Raw genomic sequence first — 24,182 nt, 5'->3', positions numbered from 1 at the left:
GGCGGATTGTGCGATCGCGTGTGAGGGTGACGAGTTCTTCGAGGCCGAGATCGCCGCTGCGATGAAGTGGACGACGCGGTGGACCAGTGACCAGGTGGCGATGGGGCGGGAGACGGTCACCAGGCTGCCGCAGACCATCGACGCCCTGGAGAAGGGCGAGATCGACTTCTACAAGGCACGTGTCCTGTACGACAAGACGATGCCGTTGTCGGCGGATCACGCGGCCGAGGTCGAGGCGCGTGTGCTGGTGAAGGCCCCGGACCAGACGGGCGCGCAGATGCGCCGCCTCACCCACCGCGTCGTGATGCGCGTCGACTCCGAAGGCCAGAAGGACCGCGAGGAGATCCGCAAAGCCCAGCGCTGCACCGGCATGGACAAACTCGATGACGGCATGGCCCGCTTCTGGGCTTTCCTGCCCGGTGACACGGCCACCAAGTGCTACGAGCGTGTGGACGCCATCGCCCGCTCGGTCCGCAACCCCAAGGACGCGCGCACGCTGGACCAGATCCGCGCGGACGTCGTCGCCGACCTCATCCTGGCCACCCCGGACAAGACCAGCTCCGTCAAGACCGAGGTCTACGTGACCATCTCCGCCGCCACCCTGATGGGCCTGTCCGAACAGCCCGGTGAACTGGCGGGCTACGGCCCGATCAGCGCCGACATGGCCCGCCAGCTGGCCGCTGACGCGACCTGGCGCCGCCTGCTCACGGAGCCGACCAGCGGCGAACCGCTGGAGTTCGGCACCACCACCTACCGGCCACCAGCCGCCCTGCGCAGGTTCGTGTGGACCCGCGATCGGACCTGCCGTTTCCCGGGTTGCATGAGGCCTTCGCACGAGTCGGATCTGGACCACACGATCCCGTTCCCGAAGGGCCCCACCTCGGAAGGCAACCTCGGTGCGTTCTGCCGCTACCACCACCGCGTGAAACACCGGTCAACCTGGGAAGTGGCTCAGCGCAAGCCAGGCAGGTTCACCTTCACCAGCCCAGCGGGCAAGACCTACACCCGCGAACCGGAACCGGTACTCGGCGACCTACCACCCTTCTAAGCCATCGCCAGGTGTTGTTGTTCTGCTATGCAACTCGCACCTGGTGACCACGCACGCACCCGGCGGCCATCGCCCGCAACGGAACCCGGCCCCGCAACCACCTACGCAAGCCGACCCGACAATTCCGGTCCGGCACACGCCCGACGAAGGAGGGCATGTGCCGGGTCGCCGCAAGGCGCGCTCTTAAGCAGGGGACAGGGAAATCAACACCATCGCATCCAGCACCCGCCACCAATCCGGTTCCCCAGCTTCAACAACCCGCCCCACAGCAGCCAAAGCCGCAACAACCTCCCCAGGATCAGCCTCCATCAACGCAACGGCCCGCCGAAACCGCTCAGTCCGCCGCAACCGAACCAACGAAGCCGGCAACGCAGGAGCCACCACATCCGGCTCCCCGAACGAGACCCGCAACGAAGTCCCCAACGCATCAGCCAGCCGAGCAAGCGCCCCAGTCGTCGGATTACCGCGTCCGTTCTCAAGATTGGCGATGTACGGCACCGACAGCCCGGCATCAGCCGCAACCGACGCGACAGTACGACCACTGGCTTGCCGGAGGGCACGCAGAGCAGGTCCGAGAGAGTCCACCCGACTATCTTGACAGAACACAGCCTGCACGTCTCTATCCTGACAGGATGAGCATCTGGGGGATGAGGGACTTCAGGTTCCTGTGGTCGGGCCGAGCCGTGAGCCTGCTCGGGTCGTGGCTGCTGGTCGTGGCGGTTCCGGCGCACATGTACGCGGTCACCGGCTCGGTGTTCGCGACGGGAGCGACCCTGGCCGCCGAGTACCTGCCGGTGCTGGTGCTGAGCCCGATAGCGGGAGTCCTGGTCGACCGGTGGGACCGGCGCCAGGTCATGATCGCGGCGGACCTGTTCAGGGCCACCGCCGTCGCCGCCATGCTCATCGGCACACCGACCGCGATCTACCTCGCGGTGGTGGCGGAAAGCGTTGGGGCACTGGTGTTCCGCCCAGCAGCCCAAGCACACGTGCCAGCGGTCGTCGGTCCAGACCGACTCGCCGCCGCCAACTCGTGGAACGCCACCACCGACGGCGTGGTGAGGCTGGTCGGCCCGCCACTCGGAGGAGTTCTGTTCGCCTGGGCCGGGTTCGAGATGGTGATCGCACTGGACGTGGCCAGCTACCTGATCTCGGCAGCGGCCATCGCCTTCACCGCGAGCAGGCCCATCACGAGAACACCAAGCCAGTCAACGACGAAGACCCCACAACTGGTGCGACGGTTGTTGCCGCTGACCGGAGTTTTCCTGGCAGCGAACGCGGCGTTGAGCGCGCTTCTCGTCCCGTACGGCATGACGAATCTGGGCGACTCCGCACAAGTCGGAACGGTGTTGTCGGCGCTCGGCATCGGCTTTCTCGGCGGCGCGGTGCTGGTCCGCTGGCTCGACCGGATCCAGCTGAGAACGGTGCTCGCGACTGCGCAGTTGGCGACGGCTGGAGGATTCGTGCTCCTGTTCTCCGCGAACGACCTCACCTCGGCGATGGTCGCGGCAGCGGTGATCGGGATGTTCGGGTCGGTCACGGTCGTCGCACCGCAGACCGCCGTGCAGCGAACCGTTGAGAACAACAGGCTCGGCCGGATCAGCGCGATCTTCCTGACCGTCGAAGCGGCCGCGACCCTCACCGGCGCGATCGCCGGACCATGGCTGGCTGAGAGCGTTTCCCTGCACTTCGCGGCCATGACAGCGGCAGCGATCACCGCTGCGAGCGCATTGGTCGGCGCTGTGACCGTTCCTCGGGTTATGCTCGCCGCAAAACGCTCAAACGAACAGGCGGACGGTCATGCGCGAACCCGGTGAGGAGAGGCGGCAGCGAATCCTGGCCGTGATCGCGTCCCGGGGCTCGGTCAAGGTGAGTGATCTGGCCGGTGAGCTCGACGTTTCGCTCGTCACGATCAGGCGCGACGTCGAGGAGCTGGCGAAGCTCGGCAAACTCCGCCGCGGGCACGGCGTCGCGAAACCGATCACGCCGGTCGAACAGCCGCAGCCCAAGAACCCGGAGAACGGTGCGGTCGCGTTGGTCGTGCCCGAGCGGCACACGTACCTGTACGAGACGATGAACGGCGCCCGCAAGGTCCTGGAAGACGCCGGCCTGCGGGTCGTCCTGCACATCGCGCCGCAGGTCAAAGGCGCCGAGAAGCCGATCGTCGAACGGGCGCTCGCCGAGCCGGTCCAAGGCCTGCTCATCGCCCCGAGATGGCGCACGCAGGAAGAAGAAACAGCCGACGACTGGCTCGCGGACACCGGCGTACCGACGGTTTTGATGGAACGAAGGCCGAGCGGACGGCTCAGAGCGATGAACTCGGTCTGCTCCGACCACTGGTACGGCATGCACCTGGCCGTGAAGCACCTGACGGACCTCGGCCACCGCCGAATCGTCCTGGCCGCGCGCGACGACAGCCCCACCGCGAGAGCGCTCCGCAGCGCCTTCAAGGAGATCTCCAGGGACCTCGAAGACGCGATCACGGTCGGCAGCTCACCGGACACCGGCCTGGTCGGGATCCTCCGGGCGCACCGGGCGACGGCGACGATCCTGCACGGCGACGTGGACGCGTTGATGCTGGTCCAGCAGCTGACCGAGGCCGGCATCAAGGTGCCGAAGCGGTGCTCGGTGGTCGCGTACGACGACGTCGTCGCGGCACTCGGCAGCATCCCGCTCACGGCCGTCGCGCCGCCCAAGACCGAGGTCGGCAAGGTCGCCGCGCAGCTGCTCATCCAGAAGCTCAGCAACGAGTCCCGGACGGCTGAGCGCATCGAGCTGCTGCCCGAGCTGAAGATCCGCTCATCGACTGAGCGTTTGCACGTTTCTTGACGGCAAAGCGATCAGGCGATCAGGATGCGAACCATGCGCCTGAGTCGTCGCACCCTCCTCGCGGCAGGTCTCACGGCACCACTGGCGGCCTGTTCCACTCCGCAACGCCGCGGTGCCGGAGGCTCGGTCGAGATCACGTTCTGGTCGGCCCTGCGCGGTAGCCAGCAGGTCGTCGACGCGTTCAACTCAAGTCAGAGCCGCATCAAGGTGATCTTCCAGCAGATCCCCTCCGGCGGTCAGGGCGGCTACGCGAAGCTCAGCAACGCCGCCCGCGCGGGCAACGCACCCGACGTCGCGACCATCGAGTACCCGCAGGTGCCCGGCTACGCCATCGACGGCGTCGCCCGGGACATCACCGACCTCGTCACCGACCGCCTCAAGCAGAAGCTGCTGCCCCAGGCGCTCAAGCTGACCACGTTCGACAACCGCGTGTTCAGCGTCCCCCTCGACATCGAGCCGATGGTGCTGCACTACCGCGCGGACATGTTCGAGGCCAACGGTTTCCAGCCCCCGAAGACCTGGGACGAGTTCACCGACCTCGCCAGGTGGGTCAAGGCGAAATTCGGGAACAAGAAGCTCGTGCTGTTCCCCACCGACGGCGCCATGCAGTTCGCGTGCTTCGCCTGGCAGGCCGGCGCGCAGTGGTTCGACACCGGCAACGGCAAGTGGCAGGTCTCGCTCGCCGACGCGCCCACGCGCAAGGTCGCCGCCTACTGGCAGAGCCTGATCGACGAGGACCTGGTGTACCGCAACGCCAGTGACAGCAAGCAGCACGACGCGCAGCTCGGCCAGGACCTCATCCTCACCAGGCTCAGCGGCGCGTGGGACGCGGGCGCGCAGATGCGGGCCAGGCCGGGTCAGAAGGGCAAGTGGCGCATCGCTCCCATGCCGATCTGGGACCAGCCGGTGGTCGGCACGCACGGCGGCTCCACGTTCGCGGTCACCAAGGACTCGCAGCAACCCGAAGCGGCGATGGAGTTCATCGAGTGGCAGACCACCGACCCCGCCGCGCTCACCGCACGTCTCAAGAGCGGCACCAGCAGCCAGTACCCGGTCGCACCCGGCCTGGTCACGGCGGGCGCCAAGGCGTTCCCCGGTGAGTACTACGGCAACCAGGACATCTACCGGCTCTTCAAGCAGGAAGCCGACAAGATCCGCGACGGCTGGGTGTGGGGACCGCGGATGACCGCCACCCAGAAGGTCATGCAGGACGGCTTCGCGAAAGCCGGTGCGGGCGAGGGAACCCTGATCGACGCGGTGCGAGAGGCCCAGAGCGGCACGATGCCCGACCTCAAGGCGCTCGGACTGTCCACAGAGGAGGTCGAGCGGTGAAGGGCAAACTCGCCTGCGCCGTGCTCATGGCGCCGTTCTTCGTCCTGCTCGTCACAGTGTTCCTGATCCCGACCGGCACCGCGATCTGGCTCAGCTTCTTCGCCCAGGACCAGCCAGGACTGGGTTTCGGCCCGGAGAGCACGGTCTTCGTCGGGCTCCGGAGCTACGCGGCGGTCCTCAGCGACCCGACTTTCCGCAACGGTCTGCTCACCGTCGTCCTCTACTGCCTGCTCTACATCCCGATCATGGTCGTGGCAGCGCTCGCCCTGGCGCTGCTGCTCGACTCCGGCGTCGCGAAACTGCGCGGCTGGGCCCAGATGGGGCTGTACCTGCCGCACGCCGTTCCCGGCATCATCGCGGCCCTGATCTGGCTCTACCTCTACACGCCCGGTCTCAGCCCGATCATCGACCTGTTCGCCAAGGGCGACATCCACCTCAACTTCCTCGGCATCAACACGGTGCTGCCGTCGATCGTGAACATCGCCCTGTGGAGCAACCTCGGCTACAACATGGTGATCTTCTACGCCGCACTCCAGGCCGTGCCCCGGGAAGTGCTCGAAGCGTCCGTTGTGGACGGTGCGGGTCCGGTCAAGCAGGCTGTCCGGATCAAGACGCCACTGGTGAAGGGCGCGATCGTGACGGTCGGCATCTTCACGCTGATCTGGGCGCTGCAGCTGTTCACCGAACCGGTGCTGCTCAGCCAGTCCACGCCGATGATCAGCGCGAGGTTCTCGCCGAGCATGTACATCTACGACGCCGCGTTCACCCGCAACAACTACGGCCTCGCGGCGGCCGCGTCCGTCATCCTGCTGGCCTTCACGATCGCGCTGTCCTACGGCGTCACGCGCTGGACGAACAGGAAGGCCGCCTGATGACCCTCCTCGGCCGCACCACCGTCAACGTCGTCGTCGGCATCGCGGTGCTCTACACCCTGCTGCCGGTGCTGTGGCTGCTCCTGGCCGCGACCAAGAACGTCGACGCCCTCTTCCAGAGCGATCTGTTCTCCTTCAAGGACTTCTCGTTCACGGAGAACGTCAAGAACCTCTTCGCGATGGACAAGGGCCTCTATCCCCGGTGGTACCTCAACAGCGTCCTGTACGCGGTCGTCGGTGCCGCCGCGAGCTCGTTCATCTCGATGGCGGCGGGCTACGCGTTCGACAAGTACGCATTTGCGCACAAGGAGAAGCTGTTCGGGCTCGTGCTCGCCGCTGTCATGGTGCCGCAGACCGTGCTCGCGCTGCCGCTGTACCTGATGGCGTCCGGGGCGGGCCTGGTCAACACGTTCTGGGCGGTGTTCATCCCGGTGCTGTTCAACCCGTTCGGCGTCTACCTCGGCCGGATCTTCAGCCAGGGCTACGTGCCCGACGAGGTCCTGGAAGCGGCGAGAATCGACGGCGCGAGCGATCTGGCGACCTACTTCAAGGTCGCGCTCAAGATGCTCGGACCGGGCCTGATCACGTTGTTCCTGTTCCAGCTCACCGCGATCTGGAACAACTTCTTCCTGCCCATGGTCATGCTGTCCGACCAGAAGCTCTACCCGGTCAGCCTCGGCCTCTACCAGTGGAACAGCTCCGCCACGGTGAGCCCCGAGTACTACCCGGTTGTGATCATGGGATCGCTATTCGCCGTGCTGCCGCTGATCCTCGCGTTCATGCTGCTGCAACGGTTCTGGCGCGCCGGCCTGACCGCGGGAGCCGTCAAGTGAGGGCCGCGGGTGCCATGTCGGCCCACGCGGAGAAGGCCGTCCTCGCACCCGTGCTCGACCAGCTCAAGGCGACCTGCGACTTCGGCCCGGTCACCCAGAACCTGGCCGAACTGCCGGACGTGGATCTGCTCGTCACCGGCTGGGGCTGCCCGCCGATCACCGCACAGGCGCTGGAACATCTGCCGAGCCTCAAAGCGATCGTGCACACCGCCGGTTCCGTCAAGGGGTTCGTCACGGACGCCTGCTGGGATCGCGGCATCGTCGTCTCGTCGGCGGCGTCGGCCAACGCGCTGCCGGTCGCCGAGTACACGCTCGCGATGATCCTGCTGAGCGGCAAACGCGTGCTGGAACGGGCACGCGACTACCAGGCCGTCAAGCAGATCGACTACTACGACCTTCCGCCGACCGTCGGCAACTACGGCGCGACTGTCGGCATCCTGTCCGCGTCGATGATCGGCCGGCGGGTGATCGAACTGCTGCGGCCCTTCGACTTCCACGTGCTGGTGCACGACCCGTTCGTGACCGAAGTGGACGGTGCCGAGTCGGTGAGCCTCCAGGAGCTGTTCGCGCGCAGCGATGTGGTCAGCGTGCACACCCCGCTGCTGCCGGAGACGAGGGGGCTGGTCAGCGGCGAGCTGCTGAAGCGGCTGCGCGACGACGCGATGCTGATCAACACGGCGAGAGGCGCGGTGATCGACCAGGAGGCCCTGGTGCGCGAGATCGGCCGCATCCGCGCGGTGCTCGACGTGACCGATCCCGAGGTGCTGCCGCCGGAGCATCCGTTGTGGCGCAGCGAGAACGTCCTGATCACGCCCCACCTGGCCGGTTCCCAGGGCAACGAGTGGGGACGGTTGGCCCACCACGCCCTCGCCGAGGTGCGCAGGTGGGTCGCGGGGGAGCCGTTCGCGACTCCGGTGCCGGCGGAACGAAGGGAACGCATCGCGTGAGCTACAGCCGTGAACAGTGGGTGGAGACGGCCGACGACCTGCTGACCTCCGCCTGGAGGTACGCCTCGCCCAGCCAGGCGTTCCTGGATCTCCCCGGCCGGCCGTCCCGCAACGGCGTGAAGTCCGACGGCTTGGAGGGCTACGCGCGCACGTTCCTCGCCGCCGCCTTCCGCACCGCGCACGGCGACGACCCGCAGAACTGGCTGGAGCGCTACGCCACCGGTCTCATCGCGGGCACGGCGGGGGAGTGGCCCGCGATCACCGACGTCGGCCAGCCGATGGTCGAGTCCGCGTCCGTCGCACTCGGCCTGCGCCTGACCAAGCCGTGGTTGTGGGACAAGCTGTCCGAAACCCAGCAGGACCGCGCGGAAGCCTGGCTCCGGGAGGCCCTGCGGCACGTCCCGGCGGCCAACAACTGGTACTTCTTCCCCTACACGGTGGCCGCGTTCCTGGAGGCGGCCGGACGCGGTGACGAGGAAACAGCGCAGGCGAAGTCGCGCGCGATGGAGCTGCTCCAAGGCTGGTATCGCGGTGACGGCTGGTACTCCGACGGCGACGGCCGCGCGTTCGACCACTACAACGGCTGGGCCCTGCACCTCTACCCGGCGCTGGACGCGTTCCTCGACGGCAAGCCGATCACCACACATCTCAGGGAACACCTGGAGAACTTCCAGCTGCTCTTCGGCGCGGATGGCGCTCCGATCTACTTCGGACGGTCGCTGACGTACCGGTTCGCGGCCGCGTCGGCGATCGCGCTCGGCGCGGTCACCGGCGAGACACCGCTCAGCCCCGGCCACTCCCGGTACCTCATCGGCAACACCCTCGAGTACTTCCTCGACAGGGGTTCGCTGACCGACGGCCTGCTCAGCCTGGGCTGGCACGGCCCGCACGAGGCCACCCTGCAGCCCTACTCCGGGCCTGCCTCGCCGTACTGGGCCTCGAAGGCGTTCGTCTGCCTGCTCGCCGGACCGGACCATCCACTGTGGACCGCCCCGGAGGAGCACAGCGACGAGAACCACATGCTTGCGCTGCCCGGACCAGGCCTGCTGATCCAGCGGCACAACGGCGTGACCAGACTGCACAACCACGGCAGTGACCACGTCCGGCCGTTCGAGGGCGAGTACGCGACCGACGACGACCCGCTCTACAGCCGGTTCGCCTACTCGACCACCACCGGCCCGACGTCGGCGAAGAACCCGGCCGACAACCACCTCAGTCTGCTGATCAGGGGCAACCGCAGTGTCCGCAGGCGCATCCACCCGCTGGGTGCGCAGGACAACTGGGCCGCCTCGTGGCACCGGCCGGTGTTCGACGCGCACCAGCCGATGGTGCCGGGTCTCAAGGTCGAGAGCGTCACGGCGGTGTGGGACGACCAGGAGCTGCGCATCCACCGGGTGATCGGCGCCCCGCCCGGCACGCGAGCCGAGCTCACCGGATGGGCCACCGACCTGCCGTCACCGCTGGTCGGCATCCGCGGCTGGACCGGCGTCGAGTGGCAGGCGGCGCCGCAGGGCACCGCGTTCATCAGCTCGGCGGGTCTGCCCACGCTGACCGCCGACATCGAGGGCACGGTGACGCTCGCGGCGGTCGCCGTCCTCAACGGCAGTGTCCAGGAGATCGACTGGGACGCCCGCGTCGACGAGGTGCTCGGCAGGACACTGGACGCGAGGTGAAGCTCCTCGCAGTGGCGTCTGGCTCTGTTGGCGTCTGCAAGTACCACCAACTCTTGATCAAATCGCCGCTGACTGCCACCAACCGGCCCGGGAACCTGCCGACACGTGGCGCGGCCAGGCCGATGTGCCCGGTATGCACGATCGGGCTGGTCCATGAAGAGAACCTTTATGGACCTCAGGTGGATGAATGCGCCGTTCATGGATGTGGGCCGGGGCAGCCTGTGCACGGTGCCGCCGATCACGCCTTGGAATCAACCATCTGGACCGGCACGTCGTAGAACGCGCACACGCGGGCGTCCGGTGCGAGCCAGGGCGCGAGCAGCGAGTGCGCGCGGTCGGGATCGCGCTGGAACAGCCCGACGCGGACCGCGAAGACGAGGTCGAACCGCCGGTCGCCGAGGTTCATGTCCTCCAGCGACGCGATGAGGAACTCGGCCTTGCCCGACGCCACGTACACGGCGTTGCGCGAGTGGCGGCCTCGACCATCTTCGTGGACCTGTCGATCGCCGTGAGCGTGCCCGTGGCCAGCAGCTGACACACCATCGTGGCCGCGACTCCCTGGCCGCAGCCGATCTCCAGCACCCGGTCGTCAGGCCGGATCGCGAGTTGGTCGACCACACCGCGCAGACGCTCGCTCATGGTCCACATGATGCGTCAGCGCGGCGGGTGGGGCCACCGCCGCGGCCCCACCGACTGTGACGGCCAGACTCGGCGTCAGCCCTGGGTGCCCAGGTTGACCATCCAGGCGACACCGAACCTGTCGACGAGGTCGCCGTACTCGTCGCCCCACATCTGCTTCTCCAGCGGCGTACCGATCTTGCCGCCCTCGGCGAGCTTGGCGAAGTGCTCCTTCAGCACCTCGTCGTCGCCCGACAGGGAGATCGTGACGGTGTCGCCGGGGTTGAACGGCATGCCGGGCGGCGTGTCGGAGGCCATCAGCGTGTAGCCGGCGTCGGTCTCCAGCTGCGCGTGCATGATCTGGTCGGCCTGCGGCGAGTCCTGCATGCCGAACTCGCCGAAGGTGTTCATCCTCAGCTCGCCGCCGAAGACCGACTGGTAGAACTCCATCGCCTGACGGGCGGAACCGTCGAAGCGCAGGTACGGGTTGAGGCGAGTGGCCACCGGAATCGCTCCTTCAAGAGAGACGGACCCGAATACTCGCAAACCCTTGGCATGCCTACAACTTGAACTTATTCCGTGACTCCCGGATCACCCTGAGCGACCTTGCCCGCGTACATGAGTGTGGCTTCCGGGGTGAGCGGGTGGAACGTGCCGGCGCGGACGTCGCGGTAAGCGCGTTCCAGCGGTGAACGTTTGAAGAACGACCGTCCCCCCAGGACCTCCATCGCGATGTTCACGACCTCGATGGCTTCAACGACGGCCTGGCGCTTGGCCAGCATCACGGTGATGGTCGACTCGGCGTTGGCCGTGTAGCCGTCGCCCAGCTCCTCGATCGATCCCATCAGCGACCACCACGCGGTGCGCAGCTTGTAGTCCATCAGCCCGATCTGCCTGGTGGCGCTCTTGGACGTGGACCGGACCGCAACGTCGCGCGCACCGGAGGCGATGCCGAAGTACGTCGCCCCGCACACCGGCGCGAAGTGCACGACCGCGGCGAACAGCGGCGCGCCGAACTCCCCGTACGGCCGGCGAGCGGCGATCTTCCCGGCCGGGATGAACACGTCCTCCAGCACCACGTCGTGACTGGCCGTGCCGCGCATGCCGAGCGTGTCCCAGGTTTCCTCGATGCGCACGCCGTCGGCGTTCAGAGGCGCGCTGAAGTGCAGCACCTCCTCGCCGAGGACCGCGGAGGTCGCCACGACGTTCGCGCGCGGCGACTGGCTGCAGAACGCCTTGCGCCCGCTCACCAGGAACCCGCCGTCGACCTGCGTGGCCGTCGTCGTCGGCCACAGCCAGTCCGAACCGCCGCTCGTGGCGATGACCAGCCCTTCCGAGGCCACTCGCGTGAGCACCCCCTCGGCGTCCGGCGCGCCCTTACGTCTGCGATAGGCCTGCATCAGCGTCAGGTACAGGTGCATCGTGACGGCCAGCGCGGTCGCGCCGTCGTGCCGGGCGAGCTCGGCCTGCGCGTAGCAGACCTGGCGCATCGTGGCGCCGAGACCGCCCAGCTCCTCGGGTACGGCCAACGCCAGGTAGCCCTCCTCGCGCATGGCCTCGTACGCCTCGGCCACGAACGTCGCATCCCGGTCGTGCTCGGGCGCGTGGGCCGCCGCGATCGCGCCGATGCGCGCCGCCAGGTCCACGAACTTCGCGTCGTCGTCCCTCGTCACGGTCGGGAACGTGCTGGTCACTCGGGGTGTCTCAAGAGTTGTCATGCGACGAACGTAAGAACAGACGAGCCCCGCAGGTAGTTCTGAAAGTGAACCGGACGGCGGTAACGGAACACCCGTCCCGGCGGAGACTTTCCCTGTGAGGACGTCTGCACAGTGCCATCGAGTGCCGCAGAAGATCGTGGAAGAGCGGAGATCGGCCCCATGAGGACGTATGCGCAGTACTGCCCGATCGTCCGCGCCGTCGAGGTGCTGGGCGACCGGTGGACGTTGCTGATCGTGCGGGACATGCTCATCGGTGCCTCGCGCTTCAACGAGCTCTCCCGCGGCTTGCCAGGACTCTCCCGTGCGTTGTTGTCGAGGCGGCTCCGGCAGCTCGCGAACGCCGGGCTGATCGTGCGCACCGGTGACGGGTACACGCTCACCCCGGCCGGGGAAGCGTTGCGGCCGTTGGTGTTCGGCCTCGCGGACTGGGGTGCGCGCTACGCGTTCGGCGACCCGCGGGCGGACGAGCTCGACCCCGAGGTGCTGATGTGGTGGATGCACGGCCGCGTCGACACCGGCACGCTGACCCGCCGCGCCACCATCGAGATCCGCATCAACGACCGGCGCCGCACGTTCTGGCTCGTCGTCGAACCCGGTGACGCCTCCGTCTGCTACACCGACCCCGGCCTGGAGGTCGACGCGGTGCTGGCGTCCGACATCGCCACGCTCTACCGGATGTGGGAGGGCGAGGTGGAGCTGCTCGACGCCGTGCGCGCGGGCTCGATCGAGCTGAGCGGGCCGCGCTGGGTCGTGCGCGGGCTGCCGGACTGGCTCAAGCTCAGCCCCATCGCCGAGGTCGTGCGCGCTGCTCGAACCACCTGACCTGGGCCTTCAAAATTTCTCAAGATTTTCTGGGCGTGGTTGTCGATCCGGCGTGGTGGCCGTTCGACGCATCAGTGGAAGGACACCACAGCCCAGGAGGAACCTGAGATGACCGCCACGACCGTCACCGCCGCCACCACGACCCGCAAGTTCGCCGTCGGCCGCTACGCCACGATCGTGACCCGCGTGCTCACCGGCCTGCTGTTCGCCACGACGGGCCTGAACGGGTTCCTGATGTTCATGCCCGCACCGGATCCCAGCACGATGGCGCCGGCCGGGGTGGCGTTCAGCGGAGCCCTCTACGCCACCGGGTACATGCTGCAGCTCGCGTCCGGTGTGCAGCTGCTGTCCGGAATCCTGTTGCTGGTGGGCCGTTTCGTGCCGCTGGCGCTCGCGATGCTGGCTCCGATGGTCGTGAACATCTTCCTGTTCCACGTGTTCCTGGAGCCGTCCGGCATCGTGACCGCGCTGATCGTGGTCGCCGCCGAGCTCGGATTGGCGTGGGCGTACCGCGACAAGTTCCGTTCGATGCTGCAGTACCGCTAAACAGCGCTGTTCAAGCACACAAGCGAAATCCCCCGCAGGGCCACGTGCTCGCGGGGGATTTTTCGTTGCGCAGCCTGACTTTTCGTCCTCTGGATGTCGAAGCGCGAGCGTCTGGTTCGACGTAGTTGTAGAGGCCGAATCGTTGGAAGGGAACGGAAATGTCCACCACCCGCTGCGCAGGAGTCATCACGCGAGTGCTGGTCCGCAGCCGGTTCGCGCCCGCCGCCCTGACCGTGCTCAACCTGCTGCTGGACACCAGCAGCCTCGTCACCGCGCTGATCGTGGCCGCGGCTGAGATCGCCGTCGCGCTCGGTTCCCAGTCGTCTCCGGGCTACCTGGCCACGAAGGCCGCCAGCAGCGCCTGCACCTCGTACACGTCGACGCCCTTGCCGAACTGCTTGGAGATCGGCACGTCGTGCGACGAGACCCAGATCTTGAGCTCCGCGTCCAGGTCGAAGTGACCCGCGGTCTCCACGGAGAACTGCGTGATCGCCTTGTACGGCACCGAGTGGTACTCGACCTTCTTGCCCGTCATGCCCTGCTTGTCGACCAGGATCAGCCGCCGGTCGGTGAACAGGAACGAGTCGCGCACCAGCTGGTAGGCCGCGTGCAGCTGTTCCCCCTGCGCCAGCAGCCGCCCGAACTCCTTCGCGGCGTCCCGCGGGTCGAGCTTCGACGCGTTCCCCATCATTCCGCTGAGAAGTCCCATACGTCCACGTTTACCAGGCTTTCCGAAAGCTTGTACCTGAGCAGGCGTTCTCTTGTCCTGACGCTTCCGTGCGTTACCCGAAAGTGGTTGTCAACAGCCACTCGATCGGGATGAGGATGACGATGCGCAAGCAGCTTGTTGGGATCACCGCTCTGGCCGCGACCGCTCTGCTGGTGACCGGATGCGCCAGCAATGCCGCTGAGGCGCCCAAGTCAGACGTGAAGCCGACGACGGACCAGATCAAGGCGTTGTTCGCGGACTGGAACGCGGCTCTCGCGACGGGTGACGCCCAGAAGGTGGCCGACCGTTACGCTCCGAACGCGGTCCTGCTGCCCACGGTGTCGAACCAGGTGCGGTCCACGCGCGCCGAGATCGTCGACTACTTCGAGCACTTCCTGCAGAACAAGCCCAGCGGCACGATCCTCGACTCGCACGTCGCGGTGCTCGACGCCGACGACGCGATCGACGCGGGCACCTACCGGTTCGCGCTCACCAAGGACGGCAAGCCGACCACTGTGGACGCTCGCTACACGTTCGTCTACGAGAAGGTCGACGGCAAGTGGCTCATCGTGAACCACCACTCGTCGGCTATGCCGGAGAAAGTCTGATCCGCACGCACAACCCGCCGCCCGACGCGGCTTCCAGGCTGACCGACCCGCCGTCGTCGGTGACGAGCTGCTTCACGATCGCGAGGCCGAGCCCGGACCCGCCCTTGCCGGTCAGCCCCTGACCGCGCCAGAACCGGTCGAACGCCCGCGCTCGGTCTGCGTCCGCCAGGCCAGGGCCGGAGTCGATGACCTCCAGCAGACCGGGCCGGGTGGTGCGGACGAGGATCGTGCCGCCGTCCGGGGACACCTCCAGCGCGTTGGACAGCACGTTGTCCAGCACCTGCTCGAGGTGCCCCGGCGTGGCGAGCACGCGGATGTCGAACCCTTCGCAGACAAGCGAGATCGAGCGTTCGTCGGCAGCCGCGCGCCACGCGGTGAAGCGTTCGGTGACGATGTCCAGCACCTGCACGGGTTCCGGGTGCGCGACGTTCGCCTCGGCCCTGGCCAGTGCGAGCAACCCGTTGACGAGCCGGGACATCCGCACGACTTCGGCGGTCGCCATCTCGACGTCCTCGCGGACGTGCGGGTCGTCGACGCCGTCCGCCACGTTGTCCAGCGACAGCCTCAGCGCGGTCAGCGGCGTGCGCAGCTGGTGCGAGGCGTCGCCGATGAACGCCCGCTGCGACCCGACCAGCGTGCCGATCGTCTCGGTGGCGGTGTTCAACGTCCTCGCGAGCGTGCGGGTCTCGGGCGGTCCGGTCTCCTCGGCGCGCGCGGACAGGTCGCCGTCTCGCAACCGGGTCGCCATCCCGGTCAGCTCACGCAGCGGCCGGGTGACCCGGCGGGCCAGCCACAGCCCCAGGAACGCCGCCACGATCAGCACCCCGACCGCGAGCAACGCCCGGAAACCCCAGATGTACCAGAGCCGGTCGACGATCGGACCGTCCGGATAGGACAGCCGGATCGCGCCGACGACCGTGCCGTCCGGTTTCTTGGCCTGCACGGTGAGTTTCAAACCTTCGGAGTCCCACACCACGTCGGCGGGTTCAGGTCCCAGCACGTCGATCTGGCCAGGCGTCTGCCGCTCGTAGGCGTCGACCAGCGCGCTCAACGAGCGCGTGTCGCCCGACGCCAGCAGCAGCGCGGCGGTCTCGGCCTCGCGGCGCGCCGTGTTCTCGGCGTCCCCGTACAGCTGGTTGTTCAGCGTGAACGCCACCGGCACGGTGAACGCCGCGATCGCGATCGCGACCAGCAGCACGTAGCTCCAGACGAGTTGGCGGATCACGTGAGCACCAACCGGAATCCCACGCCGCGCACGGTCTCCAGCGACGCCGCGTCACCGAGCTTGCGGCGCAGCACCCCCACGTGCACGTCGAGCGTCTTGGTGGGCCCGAACCAGTTCTCGTCCCACACCGCCTCCATGATCTGCTCGCGGGTGAACACCGCGCCCGGCTCCTCGGCGAGGAACACCAGCAGGTCGAACTCCTTCGGCGTCAGCTCCAGTTCGCCACCGTCGAGGTGCACGCGCCTGCCTCGGCGATCGATCCGCAACCGCCCGTGCTCCTCAGGCGAGGATTCCTTCGCGGCCGGCTGCACGCGCCTGAGCACCGCGCGCATCCGGGCGACGACCTCCCGCACCCCGAACGGCTTGGTCACGTAGTCGTCGGCACCGATCTCCAGCCCGACCACCCGGTCGACCTCGTCGGACCGCGCGCTGATCACGATGATCGGCACGTCCCCGCGCGCCCGCAGCTCGCGGCACACGTCCAGGCCGTCCATGTCCGGCAGCCCGAGGTCGACCAGCACGATGGCCGCCTCGCCGGTGTCGGCCAGCGCCTCAGCCCCGGTCCTGACCCACCGCACCTCGAAGCCGTAGCGGGACAGCCCGCGCGTGAGCGATTCCGCGATCGGCTCGTCGTCCTCCACCAGCAGCACCCGCATGGGCGCTGATCATTCCACTGAACGCGCCACGGCGTTCCCCAGCCGGATCCCGCTCCACCCGAGCGAGCTCGCGGTGACCGCGTCCCAGAACGGCCAGAGGTTCGGCAGCACCCGCAGTGAGATTCCTGCCTGTTCGTGCAGCTCGAAGAGGTCGCCCACGCGCTCGGCCGGCCCGAGCGGCACGACCGGCTCGACGGCGACGTGCGCGTTGTCCCCGAACGGCCGGAACACGCCGGCGGGCAACCGATACGCGTACAGCTCCGCCGTCCGCATCCGTTCCAGCCACCCGTACTCGATCGCGTGCACTCGTTCGCCGCACCCCGGACCGATGATCCGCTCCTGGTCCGCAGCCGAACTCCCAGGAACCACCCACGCCATCGCCCGTGGACACTGCCGCGGAAACCAGTAGTCGGGGGAGCGGCCGTGGTCGACCGCCCACACGTACTCCTCGGGCTGCCGGGCCGTCGCCGCCCGATGCGGCACGAACCGCGTGATCGACGGATCTTCGGAAAAGTGCAGTACCTGACCGGATTCGGGGCGCATGTGGTCATACTGGCCCGCATGCGGAGGCTGACGCTCGCGGTACTGCTCGTCCTCACCGGCTGCTCGTCGTCCACCGGCGACGGTGCGACCGGGTTCACCGCCGTCGATCTCACAGCCACGCCGGAAGCCCTGGCCGCGCACGGCGACATGCTCATCATCGGCACCCGCCCCAGCGACCACCCGGAACTGGTCACCCGCACCAAAGACGGCGTTCTGAACAACGCCCGGCTCACCCCGGCCACCCCGTACGGCAAGGAAGCGCACTGGTACGGGATCACCTCCGACGGCGCCACGATCACCGGTGTCGGCGGTGAACGCGGCGGCGCGCACGGCAACGTCCGGTGGAGCGCCTGGACCGGCGACACCCGGCAGATCGTCGAGAAACCGCAGGCGTTCAGCACGTTCGGCGGCTACGGCGCGGGCGAGTTGATCGGCCCGGCCCGCACCCCGCGAGGTCCGCTGATCATCGGCACCTGGCAGAGCGACAAGGCGGGCCTCGACATCGCGGTCTGGACCTACGCGGCCGACACGTGGAGCCGGCAGCCTTCAGCGGGCACGGTCCTGGAGAGCTCGCAGGACCTGCTGCGCTTCCCGCTCGCCGTGGCGCAGAACGGCGACGGCGTCCTCGTCGCCGGCTGGCAGACCGGCAAGGGCCAGGTCAGCGCCGCGGTCTGGCAGTTCGACGGCAAGACCTGGACCACAGCGGCGCTCCCGGACGGCGACGCCGCGCTGGCCGCCCGCTGCTGGGACGGCACCTGCCACGTGGTGGGCCGCAGCAAGGGCAAGCTCGCCTGGTGGACCGGCACCGGCGCGGACTGGAAGAAGCTGACCACCCCGGACGTCCCGGTCACCGACGACCAGGTCCTCGCCGCCCCCGTCCCGGTCAACGGCACTCCCACGCTCTTCATCGACCACAACGGCGTGAAGCTCGTGTCCGAAAAGGACGAACGCCCCGCGAACGGCCCGACCGGAGCGGTCACCGCGGCCGAGAAAACAGGCGATCAGGTGTTCGTGATCGCCGGTGGCAGGCTCTGGCGCCTCACCTAGCGAGCAACGCCCGCAACGTCTCCAGCCCGTCCAGCACGGCCTTGCGCTCGGCGGGGGAGGCCTCGGCCAGCGCGCACGTCAGCCGGGCGTACGGACCTTCCGAGATCTCCCGCGTGTAGTTCTGCACCGGCGCGGTCACCTGCACCCGCGTGTAGCGGCGGTCGGACGCGTCGACCTCTCGCGAGACGAGCCCGCGCGCCTGCAGCCGATCCACGATCCCGGACGTGGTGGAGTGCGACAGGCTCAGCCGCCGCGCCAGCTCCGTCACCGTCGCCGACCCCTCGACCACCAGCGAGCGGATCAGGCCGATCTGCGGGGCGGTCAACCCGCTCCGAGCCTGGTCGCTCGCCGGTTCCATCGACGTCGTCAGCAGCTCCTGTCGCAAGACGCGCAAATGCGCCATCACGGTTTCGGCGTCGTGGAAGGCATCGACCATGGCGCGAAGTCTAGGCGGGAGGTACGTTGGACGCGACGCGTCGCATACGACGGATCTAGGGGGACACAAGATGACGATCAAGCGCGTACCCACTCCAGCGGGCGACCAGGCCTGGCTGATCACCGACTACGACCAGATCAAGACGCTGCTCGCGGACCGCAGACTCGGCCGCAGCCACGTCGACCCGGACAACGCGCCGAGGTTCATCGACTCGGCGGTGCTCGGCCGTCCGCGCCAGGGCACCGAACAGCAGGAGAACGAGCGCCACACCTGGATGCGCAGGATGCTCGCCCCGTCGTTCTCCGCCAGGAACATGGAGAAGCTGCGCCCGCGCGTCCGGCGGCTGGCCGACGACCTCCTCGACGACCTCGTGCGGCAGCCTCAGCCCGCCGACTTCCACGAGGCCGTGTCGTTCAAGCTGCCCGTACTCGTGATCTGCGAACTGCTGGGCGTCCCGTACGAGGACCGCGAAACGTTCCGTCGCTGGTCAGAGGCAATGAGCACGCTCAACGACCCGCGGAAATCGCAGGAGGGCCACGCGCACCTCTCTGCCTACATGGGTGAACTCGTCGACCGGAAGAAGAAGGAACCGGGCGACGACGTCATCACCCGTCTCATCGAAGGCACCCCGTCCGGCCAAGAGGAAACGATTGCCCAGCTCAGCGCCGGTCTGCTGTTCGCGGGACACGAGACAACGGTCGCGGTGATCGACCGCGGGGTCATGTTGCTGAGTCTCAACCCCGACCAATGGGACGCACTCAGCAAAAACCCCAGCGCCGTCCCGAATGCCGTCGAAGAGATCCTCCGGCACCGTTCGCCGGTGTCGCAGCGCAGCGACGACATCGGCATGCCGAGGTACGCGATGGCCGACATCGAGATCGACGGCACCACCATCCCGTCTGGCGACCTCGTCCTGCTCGGCATCGATCAGGCCAATCGAGACGAGACGCGCTTCCCGGAGCCCACGCAGTTCGTCCCGCGCGAGTCCAACCCGCACCTGACCTTCGGCCACGGCCCGAGGTTCTGCCTCGGCGCGCCCCTCGCCAGGGTCGAGCTGACCGAGGTCTTCACCGCCCTCGTGACGCGGTTCGAGACGTTCGGCCTAGCGGTCGACGTGGCGCAGCTCACCCCTCGGACGGAGCAGCTGGTGGGCGGGGTGGCCCAGCTCCCGGTGCGCTGGACGGCCCTCTGACCTGGTCCGCATCGATGCAGTAACCGTGCACGCTCAAAGCGCTCCACAGCGTGATGTCCGACTTTTGATCACATTGCGCTGCTTGTCCCACATCTTCCGGTCATTGCATTCACCCGGATGCGTCATGGCCTGACAGAACTTCACGGTGAATACAGCGATCCGGCCGCACAATGGTCACGCTTGGACACACAATTGCCGAGCGTCAACTGTTGATGTGGCTGTTCGGCCGTCCATTCCGCCACGCATGGGTGACTATGGCCCGGTCAGTGGGCCCCCGCCTAATGGTGGGGGTGGGCGGCGGTCCGCCGGATCGGCGGTTAATCTCTGGCAACTCGTCCCACTGCAATCCAGTGTGCCGACGTCGCAACCACCGGGGAGAGGACTGAACACGGGTGGCCGGATTTTTGTTGCGGCGGTTGGTCAACTACGTGGTGCTCGCCCTCGTGGCGACGTTCCTCGCGTTCACGTTGGCCTCCGTCACCTTTGACCCGATCGGGGTGTTGCAGCAACGCAACCCGCCGCCCCCGGCAGCATCGATCGAGCAGAAGAAACGAGACCTGCATCTCGACCAGCCGATCCCGCAGCGGTTCGTGACCTGGATGAGCGGTGTGGTCCAAGGCGACTTCGGCAAGACCATCGTCGACCGCCCGATCACCGACGAGCTCGGCCGGCGCATCGGCGTGAGCCTGCGGCTGTTCCTGCTCGGCATCACCCTCGGCATCGCGTTCGGCGTGCTGATCGGCGTGGTCAGCGCGATCAGGCAGTACAAGTTCAGCGACTACTTCGCGACCCTGTTCTCCTTCATATTGCTGTCGACGCCGGTCTTCGTGCTGGGCACGCTGCTCAAGATGGGCGCGCAGGGCGTCAACGACTCGATCGGCACCAACCTGCTGATCTTCGTCGGCGAGGAGACGCCGGGCTTCCAGGGCAACTGGTTCGAGCACCTCGGCGACCGGCTGCAGCACCTGATCGTCCCCACGCTGACGATCGCACTCGGCCAGATCGCGTACTACAGCCGCTACCAGCGCTCGTCGATGCTCGACGTGCTCGGCAGCGACTTCCTGCGCACCGCCCAGGCCAAGGGCTTGACCCGGCGCAAGGCGCTGATGAAGCACGGCCTGCGCACCGCGCTGATCCCGATGGCGACGCTGTTCGCGTTCGGCTTCGGCCTGCTGGTGGTCGGCGGCACGTTCACCGAGCGGATCTTCACCTGGTACGGCATGGGTGACTGGCTGGTCACCGGCATCTCGGCGCAGGACACGAACATCACGGCCACGGTGACGTTGTTCGTCGCGGTGTGCGTGCTGTTCTCCGGCTGGCTCGCCGACGTGCTGTACGCCGCGCTCGACCCCCGAATCCGCGTGAACTAGGCAAGGTGACGACGACGTGACCGTGATCCTCAACGAGGGCGACTCCGCGGGAACCGCCGGCGCCGCCTCGGGCAGCCCCGTCGACGCCGCGCCCGAACCGGGCAAGGCGATGACGCGCGGCCGGCTGGTGTTCATCCGCTTCATGCGCAACAAGCTGGCCCTGGTGGGCCTGGCCATCATCGTGCTGATGTACCTGCTCGCGTTCCTCGGCCCGCTGCTGACGCACTGGACCTACGAGGACCGCGACTACTCCGCGTTCCTCGAACCGCCGTACGCCGACCACATCTTCGGCACCGACAAGATCGGCACGGACATGTTCGCGCTCACCATGCGCGGACTGCAGAAGTCGCTGATCATCGGTCTGCTGGTGGCGTTGATCTCGACGACCGTGGCGGCGATCGTGGGCGCGACCGCCGGCTACTTCCTCGGAGTCGCCGACAAGGCGCTCATGTGGGTGGTCGACCTGCTGCTCGTGTTGCCGTCCTTCCTGATCATCGCCATCCTCAGCCCGTGGTTCCGGGGCAAGTCGTGGTGGCTGCTGGTGCTGATGCTGGCGGCCTTCCAGTGGATGATCACCGCGCGCATCGTGCGCGGCATGACGCTGACGCTGAAAGAACGCGAGTTCGTGAAGGCGGCCAAGTTCATGGGCCAGCCGGCGCGCAGGATCATCGCCAAGCACATCGTGCCCAACATGGCGTCGCTGCTGATCATCGACGCCACCATCAACGTCGGCTCCGCGGTGCTCGCCGAGACCGGCCTGAGCTTCTTCGGCTTCGGCGTGCAGTCGCCCGACGTCTCGCTCGGCACGCTGATCGGCGGCAACGCCGAGTCCGCGACGACCTTCCCGTGGCTGTTCCTGTTCCCGGCGGGTTTCCTCGTCGTGTTCGTGCTGGCGGTGAACTGGGTCGGCGACGGGCTTCGTGACGCGCTCGACCCCACCTCCACGCGTGTGCGCAAGCGGGAGAAGAAGGACACCAAGGAGAAGGCCGCCTGATGACCACCTCGGAGCTCCAGTTCGACACGCCCACCGATCGTGTCGTCGAGGGACCGGTTCTGCAGGTCGAAGACCTCCACGTGTCGTTCCCCAGCGAAGCCGGCCGCGTGCAGGCCGTGCGCGGCCTGAGCTACCAGGTCTCGCCCGGTGAGGTGCTCGGCATCGTCGGCGAGTCCGGTTCCGGCAAGTCCGTGTCGTCGCTCGCGGTCATGGGCCTGCTGCCCGAGTCCGCGCGCATCACCGGTTCCATCAAGTTCCAGGGCCGTGAGCTCATCGGCCGCACCGACACGGACCTGTCCAGGATCCGCGGCCGGCGCATCTCGATGGTGTTCCAGGACCCGCTGTCCGCGCTGACGCCCGTCTACACCGTCGGCGACCAGATCGCCGAGGCGATCCTGGTGCACCGCGGTGGCGCGGTGTCCAAGGCCGCGGCGAAAAAGCGCGCGGTCGAGCTGCTCGACCTGGTCGGCATCCCGAACGCCGCCGAGCGCGTGAAGGCGTTCCCGCACGAGTTCTCCGGCGGTATGCGGCAGCGCGCGGTGATCGCCATGGCGATCGCCAACGACCCGGACCTGATCATCGCCGACGAGCCGACCACCGCGCTCGACGTGACGGTGCAGGCCCAGGTGCTGCAGCTGCTCGAGACCGCGCAGGAGGTCACCGGCGCGGGCATCGTGATCATCACCCACGACCTCGGCGTCGTCGCCGGGTTCGCGGACCGGCTGATGGTCATGTACGCGGGCAAGGCGGTCGAGACCGGCAAGGTCGACGAGATCTACCAGCAGCCGCGGATGCCGTACACGCTCGGCCTGCTCGGCTCGATCCCGCGCCTCGACGTCAGCGAGAAGCAGGCGCTCGTGCCGATCACCGGCCAGCCGCCGTCGCTCACGGACCTGCCCCCGGGCTGTCCGTTCGCGCCGCGCTGCCCGATGGTCGTCGACGCCTGCCACACCGCCGAGCCGCCGTTGATCGAGGTGGACGGCTCGGCCGAGCACCACGCCGCGTGCATCAGGACCGGTGAGATCGCCGCGACCGACGCCGAGGGTGCCGAGGCGGCCGCCGAGATCTTCGGTGCCGAGGTCGTCGAGGACGCCGAGATCGCCAAGGTGCCGCGCGAGCAGCGCGAGACCGTGCTGGAGCTCGACAAGCTCGTCAAGGAGTACGCGGTCAACAAGGGCGTGGTGTTCAAGCGCCGCGTCGGGACCGTGCACGCCGTCGACGGGATCTCGTTCGACGTCCGCGAGGGCGAGACCCTGGGTCTCGTCGGCGAGTCGGGTTGCGGCAAGACCACCACGCTGATGGAGATCCTCGGTCTCGAGAAGCCCATGGGCGGCGAGATCTCCGTGCTCGGCACCAACGTGTCGTCGCTGACCTCCAAGCGCCGCTTCGAGATCCGCCGCGACATGTCGGTGGTGTTCCAGGACCCGATGGCGTCCCTGGACCCGCGCCTGACGATCAACGACGTGATCGCCGAGCCGATGCAGGTGCACGGCTACGGCAAGGACGAGATCAACCGGCGGGTGCCGGAGCTGATCCGTCTCGTCGGCCTGCGTCCCGAGCAGCTGTCGCGCTATCCCGGTGAGTTCTCCGGCGGTCAGCGGCAGCGCATCGGCATCGCGCGGGCGCTCGCGCTGGAGCCCAAGCTCGTCGTGCTCGACGAGCCGGTGTCCGCTTTGGACGTCTCCATCCAGGCGGGTGTCATCAACCTGCTGGAGGAGCTGAAGTCCAAGCTCGGCCTGGCCTACCTGTTCGTGGCCCACGACCTGTCCGTCGTGCGGCACATCGCGGACCGGGTGGCCGTCATGTACCTCGGGAAGATCATCGAGATCGGCGAGGTGGACTCGGTGTTCGAGGCACCGCGCCACCCGTACACGCAGGCACTGCTGTCGGCGATCCCGATTCCCGACCCCGTCAAGGAACGCCAGCGGGAGAGGATCATCCTCACCGGCGACCTGCCGAGCCCGGCGAACCCGCCGTCCGGCTGCCGGTTCCGCACGCGGTGCTTCCTGCACGCGCAGCTGCCTCCGGAGAAGCAGCGGCAGTGCATCGAAGTCGAACCGCTCCGCGAAGTCCAGGCCCCCGACCACGAGGCCGCCTGCCACTTCGCTCAGATCCGTCAGGTCCTCTGATGCATCCGTCGCCTCAGATGACCTGCGAGCACGAAGGA

At 67.9% G+C, this 24,182-nt stretch carries 26 protein-coding genes; 16 read left to right on the top strand and 10 right to left on the bottom strand.

From position 1 onward, the window contains the following. The coding region (locus ABZX92_RS25165) for a DUF222 domain-containing protein (RefSeq protein ID WP_355563967.1) at positions 1 to 1,048 on the top strand (1,048 nt) is incomplete at its 5' end. Positions 1,049 to 1,231: 183 nt separating this feature from the next. On the opposite strand, the gene ABZX92_RS25160 is transcribed toward ABZX92_RS25165, so the two are convergent. Next, positions 1,232 to 1,633: a helix-turn-helix transcriptional regulator gene (locus ABZX92_RS25160; RefSeq protein ID WP_355563964.1), complete on the bottom strand. Its 402-nt coding sequence runs from the start codon at positions 1,631 to 1,633 to the stop codon at positions 1,232 to 1,234. Between the two features lie 47 nt (positions 1,634 to 1,680). Between ABZX92_RS25160 and ABZX92_RS25155 the strand changes: the two genes are divergently transcribed. From ABZX92_RS25155 to ABZX92_RS25125, 7 genes are read left to right on the top strand one after another with little or no spacing between them, the layout of a single operon-like run. Then, a complete protein-coding gene (locus tag ABZX92_RS25155) occupies positions 1,681 to 2,862 on the top strand; it encodes an MFS transporter (RefSeq protein ID WP_355563961.1) in 1,182 nt (393 codons plus the stop codon). Next, a complete protein-coding gene (locus ABZX92_RS25150; RefSeq protein WP_355563958.1) occupies positions 2,846 to 3,874 on the top strand; it encodes a substrate-binding domain-containing protein in 1,029 nt (342 codons plus the stop codon). Before ABZX92_RS25155 ends, ABZX92_RS25150 begins: the two co-directional genes overlap by 17 nt. Positions 3,875 to 3,907: 33 nt before the next feature. Beyond that, positions 3,908 to 5,206 carry a sugar ABC transporter substrate-binding protein gene (locus ABZX92_RS25145; protein WP_355563956.1) on the top strand — a complete coding sequence of 433 codons (1,299 nt, stop codon included), beginning with the start codon at positions 3,908 to 3,910 and terminating at the stop codon, positions 5,204 to 5,206. After that, positions 5,203 to 6,078: a sugar ABC transporter permease gene (locus tag ABZX92_RS25140; protein ID WP_355563953.1), complete on the top strand. Its 876-nt coding sequence runs from the start codon at positions 5,203 to 5,205 to the stop codon at positions 6,076 to 6,078. The genes ABZX92_RS25145 and ABZX92_RS25140 overlap by 4 nt, the downstream gene beginning before the upstream one ends. Continuing rightward, positions 6,078 to 6,911 (top strand): carbohydrate ABC transporter permease, encoded by an 834-nt coding sequence (locus ABZX92_RS25135; RefSeq protein WP_355563950.1) that lies wholly within the window; start codon positions 6,078 to 6,080, stop codon positions 6,909 to 6,911. The genes ABZX92_RS25140 and ABZX92_RS25135 overlap by 1 nt, the downstream gene beginning before the upstream one ends. After that, complete coding sequence (locus tag ABZX92_RS25130) at positions 6,908 to 7,858, top strand: hydroxyacid dehydrogenase (RefSeq protein WP_355563948.1); 951 nt, start codon at positions 6,908 to 6,910, stop codon at positions 7,856 to 7,858. Before ABZX92_RS25135 ends, ABZX92_RS25130 begins: the two co-directional genes overlap by 4 nt. Next, the gene (locus tag ABZX92_RS25125) at positions 7,855 to 9,531 is read left to right on the top strand and encodes a DUF2264 domain-containing protein (RefSeq protein WP_355563945.1); all 1,677 of its coding nucleotides are present in this window, start codon (positions 7,855 to 7,857) and stop codon (positions 9,529 to 9,531) included. Before ABZX92_RS25130 ends, ABZX92_RS25125 begins: the two co-directional genes overlap by 4 nt. Before the next feature lie 238 nt (positions 9,532 to 9,769). Here ABZX92_RS25125 and ABZX92_RS25120 read toward each other — a convergent pair whose 3' ends face one another. The 4 genes from ABZX92_RS25120 to ABZX92_RS25105 form a co-directional block, all read right to left on the bottom strand. After that, a complete protein-coding gene (locus ABZX92_RS25120; RefSeq protein ID WP_355563943.1) occupies positions 9,770 to 9,982 on the bottom strand; it encodes a hypothetical protein in 213 nt (70 codons plus the stop codon). After that, the gene (locus ABZX92_RS25115) at positions 9,934 to 10,170 is read right to left on the bottom strand and encodes a class I SAM-dependent methyltransferase (RefSeq protein WP_355563940.1); all 237 of its coding nucleotides are present in this window, start codon (positions 10,168 to 10,170) and stop codon (positions 9,934 to 9,936) included. Before ABZX92_RS25115 ends, ABZX92_RS25120 begins: the two co-directional genes overlap by 49 nt. Positions 10,171 to 10,245: 75 nt before the next feature. Continuing rightward, complete coding sequence (locus tag ABZX92_RS25110; protein ID WP_355563938.1) at positions 10,246 to 10,653, bottom strand: VOC family protein; 408 nt, start codon at positions 10,651 to 10,653, stop codon at positions 10,246 to 10,248. A 68-nt stretch (positions 10,654 to 10,721) separates the two neighbouring features. Further along, positions 10,722 to 11,867, bottom strand: a complete 1,146-nt coding sequence (locus ABZX92_RS25105) for an acyl-CoA dehydrogenase family protein (protein WP_355563936.1) — start codon at positions 11,865 to 11,867, stop codon at positions 10,722 to 10,724. Between the two features lie 159 nt (positions 11,868 to 12,026). Here ABZX92_RS25105 and ABZX92_RS25100 point away from each other — a divergent pair, with 159 nt between their 5' ends. Beyond that, on the top strand, positions 12,027 to 12,689 hold the full coding sequence (locus tag ABZX92_RS25100; protein WP_355563933.1) for a helix-turn-helix domain-containing protein: 663 nt from the start codon (positions 12,027 to 12,029) through the stop codon (positions 12,687 to 12,689). A gap of 108 nt (positions 12,690 to 12,797) precedes the next feature. Continuing rightward, entirely contained in the window at positions 12,798 to 13,235 is a 438-nt protein-coding gene (locus ABZX92_RS25095; protein WP_355563930.1) for a hypothetical protein, read from the top strand. Between the two features lie 331 nt (positions 13,236 to 13,566). Here the strand turns inward: ABZX92_RS25095 and ABZX92_RS25090 are convergent, their stop codons facing one another. Continuing rightward, the gene (locus ABZX92_RS25090) at positions 13,567 to 13,944 is read right to left on the bottom strand and encodes a PH domain-containing protein (protein ID WP_355563928.1); all 378 of its coding nucleotides are present in this window, start codon (positions 13,942 to 13,944) and stop codon (positions 13,567 to 13,569) included. A 122-nt stretch (positions 13,945 to 14,066) separates the two neighbouring features. Here ABZX92_RS25090 and ABZX92_RS25085 point away from each other — a divergent pair, with 122 nt between their 5' ends. Continuing rightward, on the top strand, positions 14,067 to 14,552 hold the full coding sequence (locus ABZX92_RS25085; protein WP_355563925.1) for an SgcJ/EcaC family oxidoreductase: 486 nt from the start codon (positions 14,067 to 14,069) through the stop codon (positions 14,550 to 14,552). On the opposite strand, the gene ABZX92_RS25080 is transcribed toward ABZX92_RS25085, so the two are convergent. The 3 genes from ABZX92_RS25080 to ABZX92_RS25070 are packed head-to-tail and all read right to left on the bottom strand — an operon-like array spanning position 14,533 to position 16,976. After that, the gene (locus ABZX92_RS25080) at positions 14,533 to 15,777 is read right to left on the bottom strand and encodes a HAMP domain-containing sensor histidine kinase (protein ID WP_355563922.1); all 1,245 of its coding nucleotides are present in this window, start codon (positions 15,775 to 15,777) and stop codon (positions 14,533 to 14,535) included. The genes ABZX92_RS25085 and ABZX92_RS25080 overlap by 20 nt on opposite strands. Continuing rightward, positions 15,774 to 16,433, bottom strand: a complete 660-nt coding sequence (locus tag ABZX92_RS25075) for a response regulator transcription factor (RefSeq protein ID WP_355563919.1) — start codon at positions 16,431 to 16,433, stop codon at positions 15,774 to 15,776. The genes ABZX92_RS25080 and ABZX92_RS25075 overlap by 4 nt, the downstream gene beginning before the upstream one ends. 9 nt (positions 16,434 to 16,442) lie before the next feature. Beyond that, positions 16,443 to 16,976: a DUF6886 family protein gene (locus tag ABZX92_RS25070; RefSeq protein ID WP_355563916.1), complete on the bottom strand. Its 534-nt coding sequence runs from the start codon at positions 16,974 to 16,976 to the stop codon at positions 16,443 to 16,445. A gap of 18 nt (positions 16,977 to 16,994) precedes the next feature. Here ABZX92_RS25070 and ABZX92_RS25065 point away from each other — a divergent pair, with 18 nt between their 5' ends. Then, positions 16,995 to 18,023, top strand: coding sequence for a hypothetical protein (locus ABZX92_RS25065; protein WP_355563914.1), 1,029 nt, complete (start codon positions 16,995 to 16,997; stop codon positions 18,021 to 18,023). Here ABZX92_RS25065 and ABZX92_RS25060 read toward each other — a convergent pair. Next, on the bottom strand, positions 18,016 to 18,459 hold the full coding sequence (locus tag ABZX92_RS25060) for a MarR family transcriptional regulator (RefSeq protein WP_355563911.1): 444 nt from the start codon (positions 18,457 to 18,459) through the stop codon (positions 18,016 to 18,018). The genes ABZX92_RS25065 and ABZX92_RS25060 overlap by 8 nt on opposite strands. Before the next feature lie 70 nt (positions 18,460 to 18,529). Between ABZX92_RS25060 and ABZX92_RS25055 the strand changes: the two genes are divergently transcribed. From ABZX92_RS25055 to ABZX92_RS25040, 4 genes are all read left to right on the top strand, one after another. After that, positions 18,530 to 19,651 carry a cytochrome P450 gene (locus ABZX92_RS25055; protein WP_355563908.1) on the top strand — a complete coding sequence of 374 codons (1,122 nt, stop codon included), beginning with the start codon at positions 18,530 to 18,532 and terminating at the stop codon, positions 19,649 to 19,651. A 392-nt stretch (positions 19,652 to 20,043) separates the two neighbouring features. Continuing rightward, positions 20,044 to 21,021, top strand: coding sequence for an ABC transporter permease (locus ABZX92_RS25050; protein WP_355563905.1), 978 nt, complete (start codon positions 20,044 to 20,046; stop codon positions 21,019 to 21,021). Between the two features lie 16 nt (positions 21,022 to 21,037). Then, on the top strand, positions 21,038 to 22,015 hold the full coding sequence (locus ABZX92_RS25045; protein ID WP_355563902.1) for an ABC transporter permease: 978 nt from the start codon (positions 21,038 to 21,040) through the stop codon (positions 22,013 to 22,015). Further along, complete coding sequence (locus ABZX92_RS25040; RefSeq protein ID WP_355563899.1) at positions 22,015 to 24,144, top strand: ABC transporter ATP-binding protein; 2,130 nt, start codon at positions 22,015 to 22,017, stop codon at positions 24,142 to 24,144. The genes ABZX92_RS25045 and ABZX92_RS25040 overlap by 1 nt, the downstream gene beginning before the upstream one ends. The last annotated feature ends 38 nt before the right edge of the window (positions 24,145 to 24,182 follow it).

Source organism: Lentzea sp. NPDC006480 (assembly GCF_040611995.1).
Lineage (GTDB): Bacteria > Actinomycetota > Actinomycetes > Mycobacteriales > Pseudonocardiaceae > Lentzea.
The sequence above is the reverse complement of the archived record's forward strand: the minus strand, read 5'-3'. Positions and strand labels throughout refer to the sequence as shown.